Source organism: Thermocrinis minervae, from assembly GCF_900142435.1.
Classification (GTDB): Bacteria; Aquificota; Aquificia; order Aquificales; family Aquificaceae; genus Thermocrinis_A; species Thermocrinis_A minervae.
Genome location: NZ_LT670846.1, coordinates 1,252,311 through 1,276,499, shown reverse-complemented (window position 1 = coordinate 1,276,499; position 24,189 = coordinate 1,252,311). Strand labels below are relative to the sequence as shown.

Sequence of the window (24,189 nt, the reverse complement as noted above, 5' to 3'; positions counted from 1 at the left end):
TTTAATAGGTTCGGAGGTAGGAGGATGGTTAAGGAAAGTATTCCTATTATAGAACTTTTAAAAGAAGAAAAGGGTAAGATTTTGATAGTGTCGCACGAAAACCCCGATGCGGACACTTTGGGCAGCGCCTTGGCCCTCTATATGTTTCTTAAAAAGCTCGGCAAAGATGTTACCATAGCTTGTAAGGATAAAGTGCCCCACTTCTTGGATTTCCTCCCAGGTGTGGAGCACGTGCAGAGGCTTCCCCTACCGGAGGTGTTTGACGTTGGCATAATAGTGGATGCTAGCGGCTTCTATAGAGCCGGTGCCGAAGTGAGGGCCATAAAGAAGGCACGCATAGACCATCACGTAGGTGGAGATTTTTACGGACAGTGGGATTACATAGATCCGTCAGCACCATCTACCACTACGTTGGTTTATGAGCTCATGAAGGCTTGGGATGAGAATCTCATAGACGAGCAGATTGCTGAGTGTATATATGCAGGGCTTGCCACCGATACAGGCTTTTTCAGGTATTCGAACACTGACGAACGAACCTTTGAGCTAGCTAGGGAGCTATGCCAAAAGGGAGCCAAACCCTACTGGACCTACACCATGTTCTCAGAGAGAGAATCCCTAGCAAAGATAAAGTTAACAGCCAAGGTCTTAGAAACCATAACCCTACACGAAGAAGGTTTAGTAGCAGGAGTCACTGTATTTGACAAGTTTTTCAAAGAAACAGGTACAGAGTATCCAGACAGCGAAGGTCTTGTAAACTTCCCAAGGTCCATAGAGGGTGTTGAAGTAGCCTACGCTCTCATAGAGAAACCTGATGAAGGTGTTTGGAAGGTGTCTCTAAGGTCGAAGGGTAAGGTAGACGTGGCGAAAGTAGCCAACCTTCTTGGTGGTGGTGGGCACAAGTATGCTTCGGGTGCAAAGATAAGGGCAAGCTCCTACCAAGAAGCTATGGATAAACTACTACACGCCATAAGGGAGGGATTAAAGGAGGCTGGCCTGTTGAAGGTTGTGCAAGTATGATAGCAAAAGCTCCGTGCATACCATGCCTCATAAATCAGGGTATAAACGCCGTCAAAAGGTTAAATCTAGATGACGACAAACAGAAAGAGATCGCTTTAGAGCTTGTCAGATACCTCTCCAGCCTTCAGACAATAGATAAAAGTCCAGCTTACTACGCTTATTACATACAAAAGTTGGTCAAAGAGTTAACAGGTCAGGAGGATCCTTTCTATGAAATAAAAAAGCTTTCCAATGCAAAGGCTTACAGTATACTAAAAAACCTCAAGGAAAAGGATCTTGATCTTAGAGAAGTGCTCATACTCTCAGGAGCTGGGAACGCTGTAGACTTTGCCATAAAAGATTCTGTAAACTTGGACGACATACTAAACATAGGAGTAGGTAGGTTTGAGTACGAAAGCTTTGTGGAGGAGTTCCTAAAGGCAAGATCTATACTCATAGTAGGAGACAACGCCGGAGAAATTGCTTTTGACACCCTTCTTGTGGAAAAGCTCGTAAAGGCAGGCAAGGAAGTAGTTTACGCTGTAAAAAGCTATCCTATACTTAACGATGCCCTCATGGAAGACGCCATAGAAGTAGGTATGGACAAGCTATGCAGAGTTATAGAGAACGGTTCTGATAAGGTAGGGACCTTCTTAGAGGACTGTTCGGAGGAGTTTAGAAAGACCTTCTACGAGTCTGATATAGTCATAAGCAAAGGACAGGCCAACTATGAGACTTTGAGCTCTTCCAACAGAAAGGTATTCTTCCTTCTTACTGTAAAATGTAAAGTGATAGAGGGGGAAGCAAAGAGTCCTCAGGGTAAAGTAGCATTCTTTGTGGGAGGTATGTATGATGGTTAGATTTTTACTGCTCTTGCTTGCGCTCATCCTTTCAGGTTGCAAGGTTCAAGAAGCTCCAAAGAAAGTCCAAGAAGCACCACAGCAGGTCAGCGTTAAACCAAAGGGAGATGAGTGCATAGTGAAGAGGGTAGTAGACGGTGACACCTTCGTATGTGTACGAGGTAATGAAGAGATAAAGGTTAGGCTGATAGGTGTGGATACTCCAGAAAGCTCAGCAAACCAAAAGGCTTATAGGGATTCTGCAAAGACAGGTCAGAGTCTAGATGAGATCATAAAGATGGGACAAGAGGCTAAAAAGTTTACCAGCAGTATACTAAAGCCCGGTACAAAGGTATACCTTGAAACAGACGTCCAACCTACAGACAAGTATGGAAGGCTACTTGCTTACGTATGGTTAGAGGATGGAAGAATGCTGAATGAGATCTTGATAAGAGAAGGATACGCACAGGTGTACACGATACCACCAAACGTAAAGTATGCGGAACACTTCTTGGAAGCTCAGAGAAAAGCAAGAGAAGAAAGAAAGGGCTTCTGGGGCAGGTGATATAAGTCATTTCCCTACAGGTCTTTTCAGCAAAATTTTCCTGAAAAAGGAGGAGAAGTATGTGGAGAGTTGTCTATACAGGGCCCAGACCACACTACGAGAACATAGCCCTAGACAGGATAATGTTGGACCTAAGATCAGAGGGGAAGATACCAAATACCATAAGGTTTCTGAAGTTTGATCCAGAGTGTGTACTCATAGGCTTTCACCAAGCCATAGAGCAGGAAGTGAGGCTCGAGTACACCCAAAGGGAAGGTATACAGGTAGGCAGGAGGATAACAGGAGGAGGAGCCATCTACTTTGACAGGTCACAGATAGGATGGGAGGTGATAGGGTCTACGGCGGATTTGGGAGTTAGTAGTTACGAAGAACTAACCAAGAAGATATGTCAGGGTGTAGCCAGAGGTTTAAGAAAGCTAGGCATTCCTGCGGAGTTCAGACCAAGGAACGATATAGAGGTAGAAGGTAGGAAGATTTCTGGAACGGGTGGAGTCTTTGAAGGTAATTCCTTCCTCTACCAGGGTACCATACTGATGGACTTTAGTGTAGAAAGGATGTTAAAGTCCCTCCAGATTCCAGTAGAAAAGCTCACTTCAAAGGGTATAAAGAGCGCTGAGGATAGGGTAGAGTGGGTAAAGAGGTACTTAGGTAGACTTCCTGAAGATAAGGAAGTCTTTGATGCCATACTGGAAGGTCTGTCTGAAGAGCTAGGCATAGAATACCAGTGGGGAGAGCTGACACAGGAAGAACTAAATCTACTTGAAGAGAAAAGAGATTACTTTGCCAGCGAAGAATGGATATACCACGTGAAGAAGGCTCCCGAAAGTATGGAGATGCTCTATGGTATATACAGGTGTCCAGGTGGAACCTTTAGGGTTTCTGCTAAGGTGGACACTCAGAGGATGGTCCTACAGGAGGTTATCATAAACGGAGATCTTTTTGTAAAACCCCAAAGGCTCATATACGACCTGGAGGCGTACCTAAAGCATACACCCATCAGGGATGTGGAAAAGAGGATAAGAGAGTTCTTTGAGAACAGAGAGTGGGAAGGTCTTAACCTTACTGTGGATGACTTTGTAGAGGCGGTCATCTTTCCTTTAAGGAAGGTGGAAGGTCTTGACCTTGGCATAGAAAAAAAAAGACTTAACAACATAATAGCTTCCATAGGTGCTCCGCTTATTGAGAACATAAAAAAGGCCAAGGTTATGCTATTACCTTACTGTGCAAAGCCAAGGTGGTGTGACTACAGACATCTGGATGACTGTGGAGAGTGTGGTGGATGTACTGTAGGAGATGCCTACAGGCTCGCTTATGAAAAGGGCATGATACCCATAACCATAACTTCCTTTGAACTCTTGAGGGATACACTCCTGTGGTGTGCCAAAAACGGTTATACGTACATAGGCCACTGCTGCTATGAGTTTTATGAAAAGAGGTATGAGATATTCCAGAGGGCTTCCAAGGAAGGAGCTAACGGTGTGCTTTTTGACATAGTGGGTACCACTTGCTACAGTCTTGGAGTTGAAGAAGAAGAAAAAGCCTATCACGGAGAGTTTACAGTAGAGCTGGATCTGATAAAGGAGGACCTTTATAAGAGCCTATCGGTAAAAGAGTCTATAGACGGTTCACACCATAAGAAGAATCAATCCTTTGATTTTTCTCCATACTTCAAGGAGTTTATCCCCTCGTACTACAAAAAACCAAAGGCTGTCCCTACCCCACAAGAGGATAGGACTAGAACAGCCATGCAGGAAGAAGTCTTCAAAGGTGAAGCCACTATAGGAGATAGAGCCGTAAGCTACAAAGAAGCCCTTGAGTACATAGCAAAGCTTATAAAAGAGTCTAAAAGGCCTACCCTAGTAGTAGGTCCATTGCTCCTGTGGGACTTTGGAGAGGAGGAACTAAGGCAAAAGGCACAAGCTGTGAGAGAGCTATTGGAAAAGTTAGACAAGGTCATGGTAAAGATCCTCCCCGATTACAGGCCCAAGCTCAAGAAGTACGACCCAACAGTAGAGATGGATCCTCCCAATCCATACCATACTATATTGCATACACAGAACGACCTAACCCTTCTGGTGGGAGTCCACTGCTACAGGACAGACTTCGTCATAAGGATGCTAAGAAAACATACACCCACTACCATAGTTACCCTCTGCGGTCTGTACGGTCATCCAGAGGCTCATGCTTCCACGAGCTTCACTGATGCTGAGAAGATTCGTGACCTTACAAAGCTACTGTAGATGATCAACTACCTCCTTAGGCTCTCTTACGTAGGGACTGATTTCCACGGGTGGCAGGTCCAGCCAGGTCTAAGGACTGTACAGGGAGTTTTATCGGAGGCTTTAAACACCATTTTGGGACATCCAGTGAAGCTAATCGGTTGTTGTAGAACAGATGCAGGAGTGCACGCAAAGGACTACGTGGCCAACTTCCTATCCCAAAAGGATGTAAAAGATGAAGCCCTACTGAAGGCCCTCAACGGCATGTTACCAAAGGACATAGGAGTAAAGGAAGTTCTAAAGGTAGACCCCACTTTCAACGCGCGCTATCATGTAAAAGAAAAAGTGTATTCGTACCGTATACATAACTCTTACAGAAGAGATCCCTTCCTTTATCCGTTCGTTTGGCAGCTACCCAGGACTTTAGACCTTGATGCCATGAAGGAAGCATGTAACATACTCGTGGGTGAACACGACTTTTCTGGTTTTGCAAAGCTTGAAGAGGAAGACAAAAACACGGTTGTACATCTTAAGGAGGTGAATATGAAGGTGGAGGGAGAGCTTATAACCATAAGCTTCAGAGCTTCACACTTTCTCAGGTATATGGTCAGGCGTATGGTAGGTGCTATCGTACATGTGGGACTCGGTAAAATAGATCTAAAGAATGTTGAAGAGTATCTAAAAGGGGCCAAATGCCCCTACTCGGCAAAGGCTAAGGGGCTGACCCTAGAGGAGGTTATCCTTTAAGGACACCTGCTGCTGTCATGAGGTGGGTTGTCTACTATATCCAAGAAGGCTTCAAAGGGTCCCATGTTTTTCATAGCTACAAACTTGGGACCTTCAAACTTTAGCCTTCCCAGCATCATCGCCTTCATAGGTCCATACTCTTTCCTTCCCATCTCAAGCCATCTTTTCGTCTCTGCGTACATGAGAAAGTCATCCTTACCCCTCTTGTCCTTCGCCCATCCTCCGTACACGCACACAGCCTTTCCGTTCTCGTTCTTTATGGTCAGCTGGATCTGCTTTTTATCTCCACAGTCCTCCCTGTAGATGAATATCTTCCTCTCTGGAGCGGCCATCCAGCTTTCACTCTTGCCGAGCTCCTCCACCAGCTGTGGCGTTTTGTTCCACATATGGCACAACTCTTTGGCGTACTCTGCATCCATAAAGATGGGTGCTGAGAAGGAAATCCCCATCCCTAGAAGGGTAAAACCTAGGAGCTTTTTCATCTTTTAACCTCCAGCTGCTTTTTAGACCAAAATATATGTATGTTTAAGTGCGATATACATAAAATCTTCTAATCTCTGTATAAACTCGTTTTATAACTCAGAGAACCTTTTGCGCAAAGATCTCAAACTTACACTCTTTTTTTCTATCTTCAGATTCTCTAGAGCAAACCGAAAAGCTTCTTCTAAGTTGGGTATACGCTCGTTTTGTAAAAAATCTGGCAAATCTTCCTCACCGGAGAGTATCTCTTCTGCCAAAAGCATAGCCTCCGGTGATAGATTTAACAGCCTTAGGTCAACATCCTTAGGTTTTAACCTGTATAGTCCTATAAGGAACACTTTTTCATAGTAGCTTAAACCATGACTACTCTCTTTCTTTTGAGTTTTCTTAGGTAGCATGCTGTATATGCTGTCTATGGGGATGTTTTTTGCACGACTGAGCTTTGTAAGAAGTTCATGCTTAAGTATGCCATCTTGTAAAAATCCCGCGAAGTATACGTACTCCTTTAAGTTGTCCTCCTCAATCAAAAGGTCAAAGAGATTTTTGGCTCCGTTTATTAGGTTTTCTAAAGCCTTTGGGTCCCTTTCTCCCATCGAGTCTGGGTCTTCACCTTCTGGAAGGTAGCACACAAATACCTCTATGCCGTAGGATAGTAAGTGAGAGGCTGCCGTTCTTACAGCCTTCTTTCCGGCCTCGTCGCCATCAAACACTAGAATAACCCTCTTCGCGTACCTGGAAAGAAGGCCTGCGTGTTCCTGGGTGAAGGCAGTCCCAAGGGGTGCTACCGTCTGCTTTAGTCCTATTGAGTGCATGCGTATGACATCAAAGTATCCTTCTACCAAGTATGCAACTTGCTTTTCTCTTATGTAATCTTTGGCTTGCCACAGACCAAAGAGTACAGAAGCTTTCTTAAATACACTGCTTTCTGGGGAGTTTATGTACTTGGGTTGTGCGTCAGAGATAGTCCTTCCGCCAAAACCTACCAGCCTTCCCTTGGCATCCCTTATGGGTATTATCAGCCTTTCCAAGAAGATGTCTCTGTAGGAGCCGTCTTTGTACTTATATAGGTTGCCTGTCTTTTCGTACTCATTGAGGTATCCTCTGGTGCTCAGAAACTCTAAAAGCTTCTCAGTGGAAGGGGAAAAACCAAGCATAAACCTTTCTACCATGGCAGAAGGGACTTTTCTGAACTTTAGGTATTCCTTTGCCCTTTCGTTGCCTTTAAGCTGCTGATGGTAGAAGTTTGCTACCTCCTCCATGATTAGGAAGATCTTTTCGTCTTTAGTGGTCTTTAACTTTATTGGTATCCTGTACTTTTCTGCTAGTTTGATCAAAGCCTCCCTGTAAGAGATCCCTTCGTACATAGCTACGAACTTCACAGCATCTCCACCAACTCCACAACCGAAGCACTTCCATATTCCTTTAGAAGGAGATACAGAGAGGGAAGGTGTGTCATCTGGGTGGAAGGGGCATCTGGCCATGTAGTTACTTCCAGACCTTTTTAGGTCTATGTAAGACCCTATCACATCTACTATATCTATCTTAGACATAAGGTCTTTAAGACTTTGCATGGCGGTAACCTTTAAATTTTTAAATTTAGGGACGTTTAAGAATGAATTAAAGATCAGAATATGGATAATAGAGCAGAATCATACGATTTTGTTATATAATCAACCTCTTAAGGAGCACTTAAGGAGGTGTAAATATGGAAACATCAAGGAGAGACCTTCTTGGCCTTGCCATAGGTGGGCTTGGCCTGGTGGGTGTAGCAGGCGTTTTGTATCCTCTCTTAAAAACCCTTGCCCCTAGCGCCTCATCTTTGGCAGGTGCTAAGGTGGAGGTGGATGGTTCACAGATACCAGAGGGCCAGGTGAGGGTTGTCTCCTGGAAAGGTAAACCTGTCTTTGTAGTGCACTTGCCTCAAAACTTCCAATGGCCTGGGAAAACAAAGGAGACCGACAACTACAAACTCCTGCAAGGTCAACCTCTTTACGCTTTAGTAGCCGTGTGTACGCATTTGGGCTGTGTCCCTCTATGGAAGCCTCAGGGAGAAGCCGAGTATAACTATCCTGTTTTCCATTGCCCTTGCCACGGTGGCTTTTACTCTCCGTGGGGGGATAACATAGCCGGTCCTCCTCCGAGACCGCTCCACGTGCCCCCTCAGAAGGTAGAAGGTACAAAGCTCATAATAGGTGAACCTGGGTTTGTAAAAGAACTCACCTAAGGAGGTAGGCCATGATAGGGATGATAAAGAGATGGATAGACGAAAGAGCTAAGCTTTCTGAACTATGGCAGTCTCAGATGATAGACTACAAGGTTCCTAAGAACCTCACCTTCCCCTATGCCTTTGGTGTTATGGCCTTAGTGGCTTTTGCCATTCAGATAATCTCTGGAATCTTCTTGGTCATGTACTATCAACCCAACATCTACAAGGCATTTGACAGCGTCAACTATACCATAATGAAAGAGATACCCTTCATGTGGCTCATAAGAAACGTCCACGCAGCAGGTGCTAACTTTTTCCTGGCTATAGTCTACCTCCATATGCTCACAGGTATCTACTACAACGCTTATAAGAAGCCAAGAGAACTAACTTGGATGGTGGGATGGCTCATATACTTCGTCCTTCTCATGACTGCCCTCTCTGGATACCTTCTGCCTTGGGGTCAGCTATCCTACTGGGGTATGGTAGTTACCACAGAGATACCCACAGCCATACCTGGTGTGATAGGTGAGACCATATCCGTTCTGATGAAGGGAGGTTATGAACTTGGACAGATTACCCTTGGAAGGTTCTTCGGTCTTCACATCTGGTTGCTTCCCCTTATACTCCTTGGACTCGTAGGCTTCCACCTTTACCTAGTTAGGGCCAACGGTATATCAAACCCAGAGGGCAGGGAGATAGACAAGAAGAAGGAAGGTGTGCCCTTCCATCCTTACATGACTTTAAAGGAAGGCGCTTACGTTATGTGGTACCTGGCACTCTTCTTCTTCTTCGTGTTCTTCCACATGAGCCACTTTACACCACCTGATAACTTTGAACCTGCTGACCCCTTCAAGACACCCCCTCACATAGCTCCCGAGTGGTACCTGCTGGCCTATTACACCATCTTCAGATCTATACCCGAAAAGTTCTTAGGTTTTGTGGTGTTTAACATAGCTCTGCTTCTGCTACTCGTACTTCCCTTCTTAGACTTCTCACCCTTAAGGAGTGCACGCAATAGACCTCTCTTCTTTATAGCTTTCCTCGTACTGGTAATATCCTCCATAGCTCTTACCATACTGGGAACTATGCCTCCTACACCTACCAACGCTATGCTTGGTCTGATATTTACCGTAGGATTCGTAGGTTTCTTCCTGTCTCTGCCCATAATCTCCATAGTAGAATGGGGATGGTACAAGGCCAAAGGAGGTAAGGAGCAATGATAAGGACGGCATTCTTTACTGTCATAACAGTCCTTTTCTTCTTCGTACTCTGGTTCCACAATCCCTTTGTGGCGCACGAAAGCTATAAAGTTCCAGCCGAGCACATGAAGATAATAGAGGACTACGGCAGGTATGCTAAAGAAGGCAAGCAGCTATTTGAGCAGAACTGTCAGTCCTGTCACTCTGTAAGGTACGATGCTGTCTACCCCGCCTCCATCCAGGCAAATCCTAACCTAAAAGCTCTACAGGAGAAGTACGGTAAGGTCTTACCTAGGGACGTTTACGAGGCTACCTTCTACTCAGACCTTATGGCCCTAAAGGAATCTTTTGGTAAGGTACCCCCAGACCTTTCCACTATGTATATCGCAAGAGGTCCAGAGTATCTTTACAACTTCATACTTGAACCTCAAAAGGTCCTACCTGGAACTAGCATGCCACCTGTCATGACGGGCAGACCTGAGGAAACAGCCAAGATAGTAGCCTACCTTAGGTCTGTATCCGAGCCAGACCCCGCTGAGAAGAACAAAAGGGCACTTATGGGTGTGTTTACCATAGGCTACCTTATCCTTATGGGGCTTCTTCTCTGGATCTGGAGAAAGAAACTTCTTGAAAAGATGGGACTGCACTAAGACACCAAGAGTTTACAGGGCACTCCTCGCAGAGGGGTGCCTTTTTACAGTACCTTTTAGCATGTTCATCTATAAGAGCATGAAATTCCTTGTAGACAGTTAAATCCTTCTCCAAGCTTTCTTCAAACAAGGCCTTCATCTGATGGTAGTTTTTTCTGATACCATAAAACCTTTCCATGAACCTAATCGTGTACTTGTCCACCACGAAGCTTTCAACATCGAAGGCATAGAGGAGTATAACGTCTGCCGTCTCTGGACCGACACCATCAATCCTTAAGAGTTCTTCCCTTGTTATCCTTTTTATCCTCTCTAGAGGGTGGAGAGCTCTTGCCACAGCTTTTAGTCTTTTGGCTTTCTGTCTGTAGAAACCTGCTGGTTTTATGAGGTCTTCTAGTTTCTCTGTAGGGCATTCTAGGATAAAGTCAAGGGATAGTTTGCCATAGTTTTTGAGCCTTTCTAGAGCTTTTTCTACATTTTTCCAGCTGGTGTTTTGGGTAAGTATGGCACCTATTATTACTTCCTCTCTTGGATCTGTTCCATGCATAGCATGGTATTTCTTGTCTACCGGCCACCAGTTTTGAGGTCCGTATAGACTAAGTAGCTTCTTGTACAAGTCTTTCAAGGAGGGTTTTAAGATGTAGATAAGTTTTCTTGGGTTCTTTTCTGTACTCCTTTCCAAGGCTTATGGCCTCCTCATGTGTTATTAAACCTTCCCTTCTCAAAAGTTGCAAGAACTGTGTCAAGTTATGACCTTTACCAAAGGTTGCCCTATCAAAGTCCATAAGGCATAGATTTCCATCACTTTTGATTAACAAGTTCTTCCTAAGATCGTGAAACTCATCCCTGCTTATGCCTATGCTATCAAGGTAGTAAGCTATGTCTAGAAGTTTGGAGTATACAAGGAGCTTTTCCTTTTGAGTAAGGTTCAGCTTCTCAAAGGGAGTTCCTTCCACGTACTCGTAGACAAAAAAGTCCTCGCCCACCACTAAAATCTGGGGGAAATTATGGTTGCCTTTCAGAGCGTTGAGAATTTCAGCTTCTTTTCTTATAGCGTGCTCTTTTTCTGGAGATTTGGCTACCTTTACAGCTACCTGCTTGGAGTTGTAAACAGCCTTGTATACTATACCTCTCCAACCTTCACCTATTTTCTCTAGGTTTTCTAGACTACTTTTGAACTCTTCAAACCTCACCCACTACCTTATACCCAAAGGACTCAACAGCTTTCTTTAGTTCTTCAAAGGGAACATCTTTTTCTAAGCTTACCTTTGCTAGCTTATCTTCTAAGCTTACCTCCACGTGAGACACACCTTCTACAGAATAGAGTGCCCTTTTTACAGTGTTAACACAGTGCTGACATGTCATCCCTTCTATCTTAATAACCTTCTCCATAGCTTATAATTTTAAGCCGTATGTTTGAATACGTACTTTTGTTTGTCATTGGTTCTGTTCTTGGGAGTTTTTACAACGTTCTTATCTACAGGATACCTAGGGGTATGTCAATAATCAGGCCTGGTTCTTCTTGTCCCAAGTGTGGAAGTTCTATAAAGTTCTACGACAACATACCTATCATTTCATACCTTATCCTTAGAGGAAGGTGTAGATACTGTGGTGAGAAGATTTCTCTAAGATACCCAGTGGTGGAATTTTTGTCGGGGGCGCTTGCGTGTCTGTCCTACTACAAGTGGGGAGCTACCTTTGAAGCTTTTGTATACTTTGTCTTCTTTTCTCTTCTCCTTATCCTTTCCTTCATAGATTGGCAAACCTTTACCCTTCCTGATAGCCTTACTCTTGGTGGTCTTGCCTTTGGACTTATCACTTCCTTTTTTAGGCATGATCTTAGGTTCCCAGAATCTTTACTGGGTTCTTTGTTGGGTGGTGGTCTCTTCTTGGCCATTTACCTGTTTTATGTAAAGGTAAGGAAGATGGAGGGCCTTGGGTTTGGTGATGTAAAGCTTATGGCCTTTATAGGTTCTGTGGGTGGTCCGTGGGCTGTGATCTTTAGCGTTAGTCTTGGTTCCATATTGGGACTTTTGTACGCCATACCCATCATCCTGAAACACAGAAGTTTTGATTTCGTTATACCCTATGGACCTTTTCTATCCCTCGGAGCTTTCTTGGGTCTAGTCTTCAAGGATTACCTTCTTTCCATCTTCTAAAAACGTTATGCTCTATCCTAAGGGCGTCTAAGATTTTCCCAACTACGAAATCTACTAGGTCTTGTATGCTCTTAGGTTTATTGTAAAAGCCTGGACTTGCTGGAATAACTATAGCTCCGGCTGCGATAACCTTTTTCATGTTTTCCACGTGTATGAGGGAGTAGGGTGCTTCTCTTACAAGGAGAACCAAGGGTACTCGTTCCTTTAGTGCTACTTCGCAGACTCTGTGGATAAGGTTTTGGTTTATCCCGTTTGCTACACATCCCAGCGTACTCATAGAGCAGGGTGCAACTACCACCCCTTTATACTTTACCAACCTTGACCCGCTGGCTACAGGATGTAAAAAATCCTTCTCGTGTATAAGTTCAAAATCTGGGAACTCTTCCTTCAGATCCTGTGCACTCTTGCCAAGCTCTTCTTTAAGGACTGTGTAACCAGAGCTGGATACGATCAAGTCCACTTTGTAGGAGAGGGACTTTAGAATTTGGAGCAGTCTGTACCCGTATACTGCTCCGCTTGCACCAGTTATACAGACCACAAGGTGGTTCATTCTACGCTAAAGGTCTTTACCCTGCTACTGTGTCCTTTTATGAGTTTTATGGAACTCTTTGGCTTTTTGAAGTACTCTGCTAGCAGCTCTACTATCCTCTTGTTGGCCTTTCCATCCTCCGGTGGTTCTTTGACGGCGACTTCGTATTCATCTTCTGAGAGCTTTTTAACATACTCCACTTTTGCCTTTGGCTTGGCCACCACTTTGATCATCATGCCTCTTCCAGCTCTTTAGTGGAGGTGTACAAGATCTCGAAGAGGATGTTGTAGCCATCTAAGCCATGCTCCTTGACGAACACGGCACGCACGTTTACTATCCTCCCACCTTCTCCTTCTATGCCTTCTAAGACTTCCCTCAGAGCTCTGGATATCTCCTTTGTATTTCCTTCAAAGTCCACGAGCATACACCTTAACTTCTCCATCCTACAACCCCCTTACAGCATCCTCTATCCTTTCTAAGGTTAAGTCTACGTCTGCGTCCGTATGAGCTACGCTCAAGAACCAGGCTTCAAACTGGGCAGGTGAGAAGAGTATACCTCTTTCTAACAGTGCCCTGAAGAACTTTGCAAAGGTGTCAAGGTCTGACCTTTTTGCTGATTCATAGTCCTTTACTGGTCCTTCTGTGAAGAAGACGGTAAACATAGATTCCACTTGGTTTATGGTGTGTGCTATACCTTTCCTGCTTAGTATTTCGCTTATTCCAGATGTAAGCCTTTGAGTTAGCTTTCTTAGTCTTTCGTAGGGTTTTGTCTCGATCAGCTCCTTTAGGGTTTCTATACCTGCAACCATGGAAAGAGGGTTTCCAGATAGGGTTCCTGCTTGGTATACAGGTCCCTCAGGTGCTACCTTCTCCATTATCTCCTTCTTTCCTCCGTAAGCACCGAGTGGCATGCCACCACCCAGTATCTTACCCATACACGTTATGTCTGGCTGCACTCCGTAATACTCTTGGGCACCACCTAAGGATAGCCTGAAGTTAGTGATCACCTCGTCAAATATAAGAAGGGCTCCATACTTTAGTGTTATCTCCCTTAGGCCTTCCAGAAAACCCTTTTCTGGGGGTACTACTCCCATGTTTCCGGCTACTGGCTCTACTATGATGCAAGCTATCTGATCTTGGTATTTCTCAAAGGTTTCCTTTACAGCTTCAAGGTTGTTGTAGGGTAGCACTATGGTAAGGTTGGCTATCTCCTCAGGTATTCCCGGTGTTCCTGGTATGGCAAGGGTAGCAACGCCAGAACCTGCCTTCACTAAAAGGCTGTCTACATGTCCATGGTAGCATCCGTCAAACTTGATCACATACTTCCTGCCTGTGTAGCCTCTGGCCAGTCTTATAGCTGACATGGTAGCCTCTGTTCCAGAGGACACAAACCTCACCATCTCCACGGAAGGCATAAGCTCTACTACCAGCTTTGCGAGCTCTATCTCGTGGACGTTGGTAAGACCGTAAGAGAGACCAAGCTCTGCTTGTCTTTTTATGGCCGATACCACCCTCGGATGAGCATGGCCGAGGATGAGTGGTCCCCAGGAACACAGATAGTCTATGTACTCCTTACCTTCTACGTCCCATATCCTTGAACCTAAGGCTTTTTGCACTATTATGGGATCGCCGCCTACAGCCTTGAAGGCTCTTACAGGAGAACTCACACCACCAGGCATCAGGTTCCTTGCCTGCTCGTGTAACACTCTGTTAAGATTCATAGAGGTTAAGTATAAACCATGGAGATACTCAGGTTAGAAAACATAAGCAAGAGAGTGGCACAGGAGGAGATACTCAAGGACATAAACTTAACAGTAGAGAAGGGTGACTTTGTAGCCATAGTTGGTGCCTCTGGCTCTGGTAAGAGCTCACTCCTTTACATAATGGGCTTGCTGGATGCACCTACACATGGTTATGTTTACCTGGATGGTAAGAGGGTGGACTTTTCAGACAGATCCCAGATTGATAGGATACGTAATGAAAAGCTGGGCTTTGTATTCCAGTTTCATTACATACTTCCTGAGTTTACACTCCTGGAGAACGTTATGCTTCCCATGCTCAAGGCAGGTAAGAATATAAGGTATGCGAGAGAAAGAGCTATGGAGCTACTCTCATCCCTTGGTCTTTCTGGGAAGGAGAACAGGAAGTCTTATCAAGTTTCTGGTGGAGAGCTTCAAAGGACAGCCATAGCCAGGGCTCTGGCCAACGATCCAGAGATACTTCTGGCTGACGAGCCTACTGGTAACCTGGACAGCACCAACACTAAAAAAGTGATGGATATCTTTATGGAAATAAACAGGCGAGGTACTACCATAGTGATGGTAACCCACGAGAGGGATCTGGCTGCTATGTGCAAAAGGGTAGTTGAGATGAAGGATGGGAGGATAGTTCAAGATATTAGGCTTTCGGCTGTATGAACCAGCTCCGCAAGAGCCTTTATGTAGAGGGGGTGTGTCTGAAGGGTAGGGATCCTTACGAAGCTGTTTACTCCCATCTGTCGTGCCATGTTTCCATAAAGATGATCTAGCTCGTAGAGTGTTTCCGAATGCTCACATGTAAAGGAAACGGGTATCAGGGCTATCTTCTTGACTCCTGACCTTACCACATCCTTGAGAAGTTCATCGGTAAAAGGTTCAAGCCATTTAGTAGGACCTACCTTACTCTGGTAGCCTAGAGCGTACCTGACGCCAGGGAAGTGTTCCATTATGAGCCTTACAGTTTCTTCTGTCTGCTTCTGGTAGGGATCTCCTTCCTGAACTACCTTTACAGGAAGGCTGTGGGCTGTGAAGAGGAAAAAATACTCCTTCCAGTCAGGAAGGTGTTCCCTTATGTTCTCTACCATGGCCTTTATGTAAGTAGGATGGTTATAGTAGCAGTTTACCTTTACTATGGGTATGAAAGAACTATAGTAGTAAGGTCTCTCTTGACCCTTAAGAGTTGAAAGTACCATATACCTTCCGCTTTTACCTTTGAATATCTTTCGAAATACCCTGTCAAACTCGTTAAAAGAAGATCCTGTTGTAGTTCTGCTGTATTGGGGGTATAGAGGTAGGAGGACTAGGGCCCTTATGGGTTCTTTGAAAAGCTCCTGTAAGGCTTCTTCTGTGAAAGGATGCCAATAACGTAAGGCTACCACTACCTTGTAATCATCTCCAAGCATCTCCTGGAGCTTTTCAGCTTGCTTTTGAGTTTGTTCCTTCTGAGGAGACTTACCGCCCATTAGCTCGTAGTATTTTTTCGTTTTCCTTGCTCGCAAGGTGGATATTAGAAAAGCTAGAGGCTTTTGTAGAAGCTTGGGAAATCTCACTATGTCACTGTCGGAGAAAAGGTTGTACAGGAAAGGTTTTACGGCCTCTAGGCTGTCTGGTCCTCCCATGTTAAAGAGAATTACACCGATTTTCATAACCTAAATATATCTATCAGGCCTTCGTAGATGGCTTTGCCTACCACCACACCGTCAGCGCAGCACATGAGTGCCTTCACATCCTCCATAGAGGCTACACCTCCAGAGGCAAGCACGGGCTTTTGAGTGTACTCTTTAAACTCTCTGTATATATCTACCCTGACACCCTTTAGAGTACCATCCCTCTCTATGTCTGTGTAGAGGTATCCCCATATGGGAAGCTTATCGTACATGCTGGCAAGCTCTTGGGGTGTTAGAGAGCTTTCCTCCTTCCAACCGCCTATAGCTACCCTTCCCTTCTTGGAATCTACAGATAGGATAACCCTATGTGGGTAGATGTTTACTATTTTGGTAAACTCTTCAGGATTTTTGATAGCAAGCGTCCCTATGACTACGTAGTCTATACCCTCTTCAAAGAGGATATCTACAGTCTTTAAGGACCTTATACCACCGCCTACCTGTACTATACCGTTGAACACCCTTCTAATGTTCCGTATGCTTTCTAGGTTTACTGGCACTCCCTCCAGGGATCCGTCTAAGTCCACTACGTGTATTCTTCTTATCCCAGCGTCTGCGTATATCATGGCCATCTCCTCTGGAGATCTTGAGTATCTTTTGATCTTATCAAAGTCACCCTTGAAGAGTCTTACCACCTGTCCTTCCTTTATGTCTATGGCTGGTATGATAAAGTCCTTCATGGTAAAGATTTTAAGGTAGGTTGACCTCACTTTAGGGAGGTGATAAAATATATATAATGTAAGCTGGCGTAGCTCAGTGGGCAGAGCGCGGGATTTGTAATCCCGCGGTCGTGGGTTCAAGTCCCACCGCCAGCTGTTGGCGATGTGGTTTGGAGGGGTGGCCGAGCGGCCAAAGGCAGGGGACTGTAAATCCCCCGGGCTCCGCCCTGCGCAGGTTCGAATCCTGCCCCCTCCACCAGCGGGCGTAGCTCAGTGGTAGAGCAGCTGCCTTCCAAGCAGCAGGTCGCGGGTTCGAGTCCCGTCGCCCGCTTTTTATTTTAGGCGACGTGGCCGAGAGGCTAGGCGAGGGACTGCAAATCCCTTTTACGGCGGTTCGAGTCCGCCCGTCGCCTAGACCAAAGAATAAAGAAAATTACCTCACGGAGGTTTAGGCATGCCCAACACGAGACAAGCTGCAAAGCGTATGAGGAGAGATGCCAGAAGAAGGGAAAGAAACAGGATGCATCTTTCTAGGATGAGGACGTACATAAAGAAGTTTAGGAAGTTAGTAGAAGAAGGAAAGTTGGATGAAGCTAAAAACTTCCTGCCTGAGGTTGTGTCCATAATACAGCACACTGCAAGCAAAGGCGTTATAACGAAAAGAGAGGCTGCAAGAAGAGTGTCTAGAGTTTACAAACTTCTAAACAAGGCTCTTAGCGCCAAAGCTTCTTAAGCAAGCTAACTAGCATATCCTCCCTTAGAAGGAGGAGGGTAAGGAAGTAGACTAAGGCGGCTGTTAGGATACGCAGTAGCGTGTGAAAGTGGAACACGTATAGGAAGGCGGCCATGAGGCCGCACGCGACTGCGCTTTTGTATATGGAGGAGATTACCTCTCTAAACTCTATGTACCCTCTTTTTCTTTTTCCTAGGAGATAGACAAAGCCCGCCAAGGAAGAGGTGGAAGTTCCCAGAGCAAGCCCTACAACACCCATGCCTAGAACAAAGGCATAAATGGAAGCACTAAGACCTTCTACGAGTATTGAGATCGTCAAACTTTTTACTGGTGTCTTAGTATCTCCTTCTGCGAAAAAGGTGGCACTAAGTAGCTTTTGCAGTGAGAAGAACAGAAGTCCCAAGCTATATGCTGAAAGGACCTTGGCCGTAGTGTGTACGTCCTCAGGAGTAAACCTACCTCTGCCGTAAAGCAATGATACTATCTCTTCAGAGATAAGCATCATACCCAAGCTGGCCGGAAGGGATATGATGACTATAAACCTTACGGCTAGGGTAGTCCTGCTCTTCTTGTCCTCACCCAAAGAAAGTGCGGACAGTAGAGAATTGGCCATACCTACAGATACAGCACCTAGAGGAAGCTGGAATATCCTGTTGGCGTAGTACAGGTACGAGACAGACCCAACCTTTAGGAAGGAAGCTAAAAAGGTGTCTATGAAAAAGGAAAGCTGGGCAACACCAAAGCCGAGTAAGGCCGGTCCCAACCTTTTGAGGAGTTCCTTTTCCTCCTCGTAAAGCTTAAAGGACACTCCGAGTTTCACCTTCTTAGTGAACAGGTAAGGAAGATGAACCATAAGCTGTAAGAATCCACCCACAAGGGTGCCTACTATGAGGGATACATAACCAAACATGTGTGTGGTAGTGGCCACTATCAAAGAAAAGGCGAAATTGTAAACGGCCTGAGCAAAGGCCGGAATGAAGAAGACTCCCCTTACGTTGAGAACACCCATAAAGAAGCTGCTAAGACCTATAAAGAAAAGATAGGAAAAAACCCACCTTGTAAAAAAAACGGTAAGCTCGTAGTAATCCCTTCCCTTTATACCTGGAGCTATGATACTCACCACCCATGGAGCAAAAGCTATCCCAAGCAGAGTGACAAATAGGGATATGAGGGTGTAGTAGGTAAACACAGATGACAGAAATCCCTTTTCTCTGTTTTCCTTCATGACCTTAGCGTATATAGGTATAAAAGCTGCGTTGAAACCACCTTCTCCCAACAGTCTCCTTAAGGTGTTTGGTATCCTGAAGGCAATAAAAAAAGCGTCCGTTACGCGGCTTGAACCAAAGAAGTAAGCTATGGTTGCATCTCTGACGTAACCTAAAACCCTGCTTATGAGGGTGCCTATGGAAAAGGCAAGGCCGTGCTTTATGAGGTTCATGATAACATGGTGCCGGAGGCGGGAGTCGAACCCGCACGCCCTTTCGGGCACTGCCCCCTCAAGACAGCGCGTCTGCCAATTCCGCCACTCCGGCTGTTAATATAATTATAGCATCAAAAGTCCCTTTCAACAACTGTTATTATAAGCTTTACTACCTCTTCCGAGTTTTCAAAATTCCTAAAGAAGTTCAAAGCCTTTTCTATCTCCTGGCGTGCTCTTTCCTTAGTCTTCTCCACACCTCCAAGTTCTATAACTTTTTTCCTTAACCACTCCACATCCTTTGACATAAAGGCCTCTTGCACACTTTTAACGTCCAAGAACCCAAGTATGCTAATAAGGGGGTATGTACATTTGCCTTCCCTCAGATCATTTGCCACAGGCTTCCCTAGCTTGTCCTCTGATCCTACGTAATCAAGGGCATCGTCCATGAGCTGAAAGGCCCTCCCTACGGCCATACCAACTTGGTAAAAGTCCTCATAGTCTTCCCTGCCTGCCATGAGTGAAGCTATGGAAAAGGTAGCACCAAAGAGGGATGCTGTCTTACCGTCTATTATCCTAAAGTAAGTCTCCTCGTCTATGAGCTTGCCTATACTCTTGAGTTCAAGCACCTGAGCTTGTGACATATCCATGACAGCTTGGCTTAGTATCCTTATGCTTTCCATGTTTCCAAACTTGCTGTAGAGCCAAAGAGCTCTAGCATACATGTAGTCTCCACCTAGCACAGAAACACCGTTGCCAAACACCAGGTTGGCCGATTTTTTACCCCTCCTTGTTTGAGCACCATCCACTACATCATCGTGCAGAAGTGAAGCCACGTGTATGTACTCTATACCTACGCAAAGGGGTAAAACCTTCTCCTGATCTCCTTCAAGCATTTGGGTTATCAAGAAGAAGAACGTTGGCCTTATCCTTTTGCCACCTGCAGAGATTATGTACTGGGCTACATTAGCCACATCTTCTACGTCTGCCCCCAGATATTCAAGAAGAGCTCTGTCTAAATCTCTGATGGTGATCATCACTATAATTTTATCCTGTGAAGTTCCTAAGGATCATACGACTAAAGGAAAAGGAAAAAGACCACATTCAGGAGGAGATAAAACGTCTAGAGAGTATAGGCAACAAGCTGCTTGAAGAAATACGTCAAACAGACATCATGTTAGAGGAAGTAGATGCCAGCCTTAAAGAGTCTTTCACCTCGGAAGGACTGATAAAGTACAGATCTCTACTGTCTCAAAGAGAGAGATTAAACAAGGAGTACCTACAGCTATCCGCTAAGGTGGATACACTGAGGGAAAAGCTAAAGGATGTATACACATACACGAAGAAGTTGGAGATACTACAAGAAAAGGAAGTGGAGGACATACGCAAGAGGGGTACGGCAATAGATCTGCAGAACAGCTCTTACATGGACCTGCTGAAAAGACTGCTGTTTGTGTGTGTTTTCCTACCGATCATTTCCTTCGGAGAGAGTGCCCTGTCAAAGAAGATAAAAGAACAGAGAGAAAACCAGGTAAACAAAACTTTGGAGTCTATGACTAAGGAGCTGGAGCTAAAGCTCAAAAGAATAGAAGAGGAAAGGAAAAGGCTGGAAAGTAGTAGACAGAAGAGGGAAGAGGTTAACAAAGTGGAGGACAAGAACCTGGAAAAGCTCGTGGCCATATTCAACAAAGCCGATCCAGATGAGGCGGGAAATGTGATGAACCACATGGACCCAAACATCGCTGCTAAAATACTCCTCAGACTCAAAGAGAGACAGGCTGCTCAGATACTACAATCCATGGACCCGCAGAAGGCCGCCGAGGTCTCTAAGATAATGGCAAGGAGTAAGAGCGAATGAGAGCGGTGCTTATAACCGCAACAGATACGGGTGTAGGCAAGACCTTTATCTCTTACAACCTCGCCTATGCGTTGAAGGAGATGGGAGTAAGGGTAGGTTACTACAAGCCCATAGAGACTGATGTAAGGGAAGTTCCCGCGGACGGAAGCCTTGTCTGTTCCGTAACAGGTCAGCCTGTGGAAGAAGCTGTCTTTTTCACATACAAGCTACCCCTTTCCCCTTACGCTGGCATACTAGAGGAGGGTAAAGACTTTGACCTTTCTGAGCTTAAGGAGAGGTTTTGGGAACTTCAAAAGAGGTACGAGTTTCTGATAGTGGAAGGAGCTGGAGGTGTAGCTGTACCTATAAAGAAGGATTACGACTATGCAGATCTTGCAAGAGACTTAAATCTTCCTATCCTCTTGGTAGCTAGGGCCGTCCTAGGTACTCTAAACCACACATACCTAAGCTATTACTACATAAGGTCAAAGGGTATAGACCTAGTGGGTATAGTCATGAATGGGTTTGAGGGCAAGGACATTTCCGAGAAGACAAACCCCCTCATAATAAAGGAAAGGACTGGGATAGAACCCTTTTGCATACCACGGATTGAGGGTCTACTCCTTCCTCCCGATGTAAGAAAATCTTTGGCCTCTCTTGTCGGGTTCTAGCCTGTAGTAAAAGGCTGTCCTCTCCACGAGCTCTTTAAAGTACGGTGCCGCCACTGTACCGCCGTAGACTCCCTCTCCTTTAGGTTCGTCTACGAGTATTCCTGCTACAAACCTAGGAGCTGTAGCTGGGAAGTACCCTACAAAGTAGGTCACCACCTTCTCCCTTGAGTACATGTTTAGTCTAAAGTCAAACTTCTGTGATGTGCCTGTCTTGCCAGCTATAGTAAAGTAGTCTGACCTTGCAAGTGTGGCCGTTCCTTCTTCTACAACCCTTATAAGGGTTCTGTGTAACCACCTTAGGGTTTCCTCTTTGAACATATTCTGTGATAGAACTTCGGGTCTATCGGAAAGCAGTATGCGCGGTTTTACTATCCTATTGGTAGCTAGTCCTCCAAAAGCTACACAGATGTTAAGAAGGTTAAAGGAAAGACCTTGACCTATGCTCGCGTAGAGTATGTTGGCAGGGTATTTAAAGCTAGGTAGTCTTGGCTTTGCTTCACCTGGTAGTATACCAAAAGTCTGTGTCAGGTGAAACTTCTCCAGGAGTTCTTCTACGTCTTTACTAGATAAGCTCCTGGCTACGCTTATGGTCCCTATGTTGGAAGACTTTATGAGTATTTTGTCAAGCGTCAGATAGCCTGATGGATGCACGTCTTTGACGTACCTACCGTAGACCTCTATCTTACCTCTGGACGTATCCACTCCGAAGTTTTCAGATACGTATCTACGGTCCAAAGCCATGCCTATGAAGAAGGGTTTCATTACAGAACCTGGTTCAAATAAGTCTGTTACTACGTAATTCTTTCTGTAAGAGTCTGGCACCTTGTCAAATTCGTTTGGATTGTAGTAGGGGTATGTAGTCATAGCTAAGATGTCGCCATTTTGTAGATCCATTACCATTATGGCAACTCTTCTTGGCTTCCATTTTTGTACTATGCTGTCGCGGATGTTTTCAACTATTGTCTGTAGTCCAAAATCCAGGGTTATCTGAAGGTCTGGCTTAAGGGTGTCTTGCAGGTCAACAGGCTCGTAAGAGAGCCTACCCACGTACACGAGCTTCTTTATCTCTTTCCCCTTTAGGAGATTGTCAAACTTGTACTCTAGTCCTTCCAAACCGTTGCCATCCGCACCCACAAAACCTAAAAGGTTGCTGGCCATTGTTCCATGTGGATAGTATCTTTTGAAATCCTCTTGTATGCCTACTGCATCCGTGTTAGAGGTATCCTGTATTACCTTCCTTATGTAGTTTATGTAAGACTTATCCACGTTCCTAGCAAGCCAGACAAACTTCTTATTTGAGTTAAGGGCTTTCAAGATGTCTTCTTCTCTTAGACCTTCTATGAAGCTAAGTCGTCTTGCTAGTTCTTCTTTCTCTTGTACATGTTCTGGAAAAGCAAAGATAGATATGGTGGGTACACTTACGGCTAGTATCTTTCCGTTTCTGTCCTTTATGGCTGCTCTGTAGGTTTGTATCTTTATAAGGCTTGCCTTTGGAAGCTTTTCTATTACCTTCTCTACGTAGTATTCCCTTTCCACTATCTGTAGTTGTACAACTCTAGCTAGGACTACAAAGAAACCGAGAAGGAAGAGAAAGGCTACGAGCTTTATTCTGGTGGAGAGGACCCTATCCAGCACGACAGAGGTTTACAAACTCTTCAAAGATGCCAAGGGCATCGTGAGGGCCAGGGGAGGCTTCTGGGTGAAACTGTACACAAAAGATGGGAAGGTGTTCGTGTTTGAAACCTTCTAGAGTGTTATCCAGAAGGTTTATATGGGTTATCTGTACATCCTTAAGGCTGTCTGGGTCCACGGCGTAGTTATGGTTCTGCGCCGTTATGTGTATGGTGCCAGTCCTTAGATCCTTGACGGGATGGTTGCCACCGTGGTGTCCAAACTTTAGCTTGTATGTTTTTCCACCTAGGGCAAGGCCTATTATCTGATGACCTAAACATATGCCCATTATGGCCTTTTTTTCCATGAAGGCTCTAACGAGCCTTATGCCTTCTACTACCCTTTGGGGATCACCAGGTCCGTTGGAAAGGAATATGCCATCGGGGTTTATCCTTCTTATCCTCTCCACAGCGCCGTAAGGTGGTACTACTACAACTCTGGCTCCTCTACTTACCAAGCTTCTCAGTATGTTGTACTTTACTCCAAAGTCCACCACAGCTATCAGAGGACCTTCGTGGTTTTCCACTCCGTGATCCCAGTAATACTCTTCCTTTGTAGCTACCTCCTCTACTAGGTTCAGCTCCGAAATGTCAGGGAGACTTCTTGCCTTCCTTATTAGGCTTGCGGGATCAAGGTCCACAGTGGAGATGATACCCTTCATGGCTCCTTTCTGCCTTATCCTCTTGACTATGGCTCTTGTGTCTACTCCTTCTATTCCAACAACTCCGTATTCCTTAAGATACTCATCAAGACTCTTCTTGGCTCTCCAGTTACTGTAGTGTTTGGAACACTCTTTGACTACAAAACCGTTTACCTGAACCTTGTTTGATTCCACATCCTCGTCGTTTACTCCGTAGTTACCTATATGGGTGTAGGTCATTACCACTATTTGACCTCTGTAGGATGGGTCTGTGAGGATCTCTTGGTAACCTGTCATAGAGGTGTTAAAGACCACCTCTCCTCCCGTTTCTCCTTCAGCGCCGAAGGAGTACCCTACGAAGTAGCTTCCGTCTTCTAAGGCTAGTATAGCTCTCTTCATGTCCTTAAAAGGATTTTAAACGGAGAGGGCGGGATTCGAACCCGCGGTAGGGCTGTTAACCCTACAACTGCTTAGCAAGCAGCCGCCTTCGGCCACTCGGCCACCTCTCCTTATCTTAAGTATTAAGTTTAACATCAAAGGGGTAATTTGTGAAG

The 24,189-nt window shown here is 45.1% G+C and carries 28 protein-coding genes and 6 tRNA genes; 17 read left to right on the top strand and 17 right to left on the bottom strand.

Annotation, left to right across the window (positions count from 1 at the left end; translation table 11 throughout):
* The first annotated feature begins 24 nt into the window (after positions 1–24).
* The 5 genes from B5444_RS07160 to truA are packed head-to-tail and all read left to right on the top strand — an operon-like array spanning position 25 to position 5,366.
* The gene (locus B5444_RS07160; RefSeq protein ID WP_079654527.1) at positions 25–1,017 is read left to right on the top strand and encodes a DHH family phosphoesterase; all 993 of its coding nucleotides are present in this window, start codon (positions 25–27) and stop codon (positions 1,015–1,017) included.
* On the top strand, positions 1,014–1,856 hold the full coding sequence (locus tag B5444_RS07155) for a damage-control phosphatase ARMT1 family protein (RefSeq protein WP_079654526.1): 843 nt from the start codon (positions 1,014–1,016) through the stop codon (positions 1,854–1,856). The genes B5444_RS07160 and B5444_RS07155 overlap by 4 nt, the downstream gene beginning before the upstream one ends.
* Positions 1,846–2,400 (top strand): thermonuclease family protein, encoded by a 555-nt coding sequence (locus B5444_RS07150; protein ID WP_231967112.1) that lies wholly within the window; start codon positions 1,846–1,848, stop codon positions 2,398–2,400. Before B5444_RS07155 ends, B5444_RS07150 begins: the two co-directional genes overlap by 11 nt.
* Before the next feature lie 59 nt (positions 2,401–2,459).
* Positions 2,460–4,640 (top strand): lipoyl protein ligase domain-containing protein, encoded by a 2,181-nt coding sequence (locus B5444_RS07145; RefSeq protein WP_079654524.1) that lies wholly within the window; start codon positions 2,460–2,462, stop codon positions 4,638–4,640.
* Positions 4,641–5,366 carry a tRNA pseudouridine(38-40) synthase TruA gene (gene truA, locus B5444_RS07140; protein WP_079654523.1) on the top strand — a complete coding sequence of 242 codons (726 nt, stop codon included), beginning with the start codon at positions 4,641–4,643 and terminating at the stop codon, positions 5,364–5,366. It abuts the gene before it with no gap.
* Here truA and B5444_RS07135 read toward each other — a convergent pair.
* Together B5444_RS07135 and dnaG are read right to left on the bottom strand one after the other, a co-directional pair.
* Entirely contained in the window at positions 5,363–5,848 is a 486-nt protein-coding gene (locus B5444_RS07135; protein WP_079654522.1) for an SCP2 sterol-binding domain-containing protein, read from the bottom strand. The genes truA and B5444_RS07135 overlap by 4 nt on opposite strands.
* Positions 5,849–5,938: 90 nt before the next feature.
* Positions 5,939–7,417, bottom strand: a complete 1,479-nt coding sequence (gene dnaG, locus B5444_RS07130) for a DNA primase (RefSeq protein ID WP_079654521.1) — start codon at positions 7,415–7,417, stop codon at positions 5,939–5,941.
* Between the two features lie 134 nt (positions 7,418–7,551).
* Between dnaG and petA the strand changes: the two genes are divergently transcribed.
* Genes petA through B5444_RS07115 form a run of 3 tightly spaced genes read left to right on the top strand, consistent with a single transcriptional unit; the run spans position 7,552 to position 9,901 of the window.
* Entirely contained in the window at positions 7,552–8,070 is a 519-nt protein-coding gene (petA, locus tag B5444_RS07125) for a ubiquinol-cytochrome c reductase iron-sulfur subunit (protein ID WP_079654520.1), read from the top strand.
* Positions 8,071–8,081: 11 nt separating this feature from the next.
* On the top strand, positions 8,082–9,272 hold the full coding sequence (locus B5444_RS07120) for a cytochrome b (RefSeq protein ID WP_079654519.1): 1,191 nt from the start codon (positions 8,082–8,084) through the stop codon (positions 9,270–9,272).
* Positions 9,269–9,901, top strand: a complete 633-nt coding sequence (locus B5444_RS07115; RefSeq protein ID WP_079654518.1) for a cytochrome c1 — start codon at positions 9,269–9,271, stop codon at positions 9,899–9,901. The genes B5444_RS07120 and B5444_RS07115 overlap by 4 nt, the downstream gene beginning before the upstream one ends.
* Here the strand turns inward: B5444_RS07115 and B5444_RS07110 are convergent.
* Genes B5444_RS07110 through B5444_RS07100 form a run of 3 tightly spaced genes read right to left on the bottom strand, consistent with a single transcriptional unit; the run spans position 9,840 to position 11,290 of the window.
* Positions 9,840–10,580, bottom strand: a complete 741-nt coding sequence (locus B5444_RS07110) for an endonuclease III domain-containing protein (protein ID WP_231967111.1) — start codon at positions 10,578–10,580, stop codon at positions 9,840–9,842. The two genes, B5444_RS07115 and B5444_RS07110, sit on opposite strands and share 62 nt — an antisense overlap.
* Positions 10,495–11,091: a protein kinase domain-containing protein gene (locus tag B5444_RS07105; protein WP_079654517.1), complete on the bottom strand. Its 597-nt coding sequence runs from the start codon at positions 11,089–11,091 to the stop codon at positions 10,495–10,497. The genes B5444_RS07110 and B5444_RS07105 overlap by 86 nt, the downstream gene beginning before the upstream one ends.
* Positions 11,081–11,290, bottom strand: a complete 210-nt coding sequence (locus B5444_RS07100; RefSeq protein WP_079654516.1) for a heavy-metal-associated domain-containing protein — start codon at positions 11,288–11,290, stop codon at positions 11,081–11,083. Before B5444_RS07100 ends, B5444_RS07105 begins: the two co-directional genes overlap by 11 nt.
* Before the next feature lie 20 nt (positions 11,291–11,310).
* On the opposite strand from B5444_RS07100, the gene B5444_RS07095 reads away from it, so the two are divergent.
* A complete protein-coding gene (locus B5444_RS07095; RefSeq protein ID WP_079654515.1) occupies positions 11,311–12,057 on the top strand; it encodes a prepilin peptidase in 747 nt (248 codons plus the stop codon).
* Here the strand turns inward: B5444_RS07095 and B5444_RS07090 are convergent.
* The 4 genes from B5444_RS07090 to hemL are packed head-to-tail and all read right to left on the bottom strand — an operon-like array spanning position 12,029 to position 14,307.
* Positions 12,029–12,607: a UbiX family flavin prenyltransferase gene (locus B5444_RS07090; RefSeq protein ID WP_079654514.1), complete on the bottom strand. Its 579-nt coding sequence runs from the start codon at positions 12,605–12,607 to the stop codon at positions 12,029–12,031. The genes B5444_RS07095 and B5444_RS07090 overlap by 29 nt on opposite strands.
* Positions 12,604–12,822 (bottom strand): DUF167 domain-containing protein, encoded by a 219-nt coding sequence (locus tag B5444_RS07085; protein ID WP_172838446.1) that lies wholly within the window; start codon positions 12,820–12,822, stop codon positions 12,604–12,606. Before B5444_RS07085 ends, B5444_RS07090 begins: the two co-directional genes overlap by 4 nt.
* The gene (locus B5444_RS07080; protein WP_079654512.1) at positions 12,819–13,028 is read right to left on the bottom strand and encodes a hypothetical protein; all 210 of its coding nucleotides are present in this window, start codon (positions 13,026–13,028) and stop codon (positions 12,819–12,821) included. Before B5444_RS07080 ends, B5444_RS07085 begins: the two co-directional genes overlap by 4 nt.
* A gap of 1 nt (position 13,029) precedes the next feature.
* Positions 13,030–14,307, bottom strand: coding sequence for a glutamate-1-semialdehyde 2,1-aminomutase (gene hemL, locus B5444_RS07075; protein WP_079654511.1), 1,278 nt, complete (start codon positions 14,305–14,307; stop codon positions 13,030–13,032).
* A gap of 18 nt (positions 14,308–14,325) precedes the next feature.
* Here hemL and B5444_RS07070 point away from each other — a divergent pair, with 18 nt between their 5' ends.
* Complete coding sequence (locus B5444_RS07070; RefSeq protein ID WP_079654510.1) at positions 14,326–15,003, top strand: ABC transporter ATP-binding protein; 678 nt, start codon at positions 14,326–14,328, stop codon at positions 15,001–15,003.
* Here the strand turns inward: B5444_RS07070 and hemH are convergent.
* Both hemH and hisA read right to left on the bottom strand, forming a co-directional pair.
* On the bottom strand, positions 14,976–15,989 hold the full coding sequence (gene hemH, locus B5444_RS07065; protein WP_079654509.1) for a ferrochelatase: 1,014 nt from the start codon (positions 15,987–15,989) through the stop codon (positions 14,976–14,978). The two genes, B5444_RS07070 and hemH, sit on opposite strands and share 28 nt — an antisense overlap.
* Positions 15,986–16,687: a 1-(5-phosphoribosyl)-5-[(5-phosphoribosylamino)methylideneamino]imidazole-4-carboxamide isomerase gene (gene hisA, locus B5444_RS07060; RefSeq protein ID WP_079654508.1), complete on the bottom strand. Its 702-nt coding sequence runs from the start codon at positions 16,685–16,687 to the stop codon at positions 15,986–15,988. The genes hemH and hisA overlap by 4 nt, the downstream gene beginning before the upstream one ends.
* Before the next feature lie 62 nt (positions 16,688–16,749).
* On the opposite strand from hisA, the gene B5444_RS07055 reads away from it, so the two are divergent.
* The 5 genes from B5444_RS07055 to rpsT all read left to right on the top strand — a co-directional run bounded on the left by B5444_RS07055 (position 16,750) and on the right by rpsT (position 17,399).
* Positions 16,750–16,822, top strand: a tRNA-Thr gene (locus B5444_RS07055).
* A gap of 16 nt (positions 16,823–16,838) precedes the next feature.
* Positions 16,839–16,925, top strand: a tRNA-Tyr gene (locus B5444_RS07050).
* Positions 16,926–16,997: transfer RNA gene (locus tag B5444_RS07045), tRNA-Gly, on the top strand. It abuts the tRNA gene before it with no gap.
* Positions 16,998–17,007: 10 nt separating this feature from the next.
* A tRNA-Cys gene (locus tag B5444_RS07040) sits at positions 17,008–17,079 on the top strand.
* 41 nt (positions 17,080–17,120) lie between these two features.
* Positions 17,121–17,399, top strand: coding sequence for a 30S ribosomal protein S20 (gene rpsT, locus B5444_RS07035; protein ID WP_079654507.1), 279 nt, complete (start codon positions 17,121–17,123; stop codon positions 17,397–17,399).
* On the opposite strand, the gene murJ is transcribed toward rpsT, so the two are convergent.
* The 3 genes from murJ to B5444_RS07020 all read right to left on the bottom strand — a co-directional run bounded on the left by murJ (position 17,380) and on the right by B5444_RS07020 (position 19,853).
* On the bottom strand, positions 17,380–18,837 hold the full coding sequence (murJ, locus tag B5444_RS07030) for a murein biosynthesis integral membrane protein MurJ (protein ID WP_079654506.1): 1,458 nt from the start codon (positions 18,835–18,837) through the stop codon (positions 17,380–17,382). The genes rpsT and murJ overlap by 20 nt on opposite strands.
* A 7-nt stretch (positions 18,838–18,844) precedes the next feature.
* Positions 18,845–18,931 (bottom strand) — tRNA-Leu (locus tag B5444_RS07025).
* A 19-nt stretch (positions 18,932–18,950) separates the two neighbouring features.
* On the bottom strand, positions 18,951–19,853 hold the full coding sequence (locus tag B5444_RS07020) for a polyprenyl synthetase family protein (protein ID WP_079654505.1): 903 nt from the start codon (positions 19,851–19,853) through the stop codon (positions 18,951–18,953).
* A gap of 17 nt (positions 19,854–19,870) precedes the next feature.
* On the opposite strand from B5444_RS07020, the gene B5444_RS07015 reads away from it, so the two are divergent.
* The gene (locus tag B5444_RS07015; RefSeq protein WP_079654504.1) at positions 19,871–20,674 is read left to right on the top strand and encodes a MotE family protein; all 804 of its coding nucleotides are present in this window, start codon (positions 19,871–19,873) and stop codon (positions 20,672–20,674) included.
* Positions 20,671–21,324, top strand: coding sequence for a dethiobiotin synthase (gene bioD, locus B5444_RS07010; RefSeq protein WP_079654503.1), 654 nt, complete (start codon positions 20,671–20,673; stop codon positions 21,322–21,324). Before B5444_RS07015 ends, bioD begins: the two co-directional genes overlap by 4 nt.
* On the opposite strand, the gene B5444_RS07005 is transcribed toward bioD, so the two are convergent.
* The 3 genes from B5444_RS07005 to B5444_RS06995 all read right to left on the bottom strand — a co-directional run bounded on the left by B5444_RS07005 (position 21,271) and on the right by B5444_RS06995 (position 24,144).
* The gene (locus B5444_RS07005; protein ID WP_079654502.1) at positions 21,271–22,959 is read right to left on the bottom strand and encodes a peptidoglycan D,D-transpeptidase FtsI family protein; all 1,689 of its coding nucleotides are present in this window, start codon (positions 22,957–22,959) and stop codon (positions 21,271–21,273) included. The genes bioD and B5444_RS07005 overlap by 54 nt on opposite strands.
* On the bottom strand, positions 22,949–24,034 hold the full coding sequence (gene carA / locus B5444_RS07000; RefSeq protein WP_079654501.1) for a glutamine-hydrolyzing carbamoyl-phosphate synthase small subunit: 1,086 nt from the start codon (positions 24,032–24,034) through the stop codon (positions 22,949–22,951). The genes B5444_RS07005 and carA overlap by 11 nt, the downstream gene beginning before the upstream one ends.
* A gap of 20 nt (positions 24,035–24,054) precedes the next feature.
* Positions 24,055–24,144 (bottom strand) — tRNA-Ser (locus B5444_RS06995).
* Between the last annotated feature and the right edge of the window lie 45 nt (positions 24,145–24,189).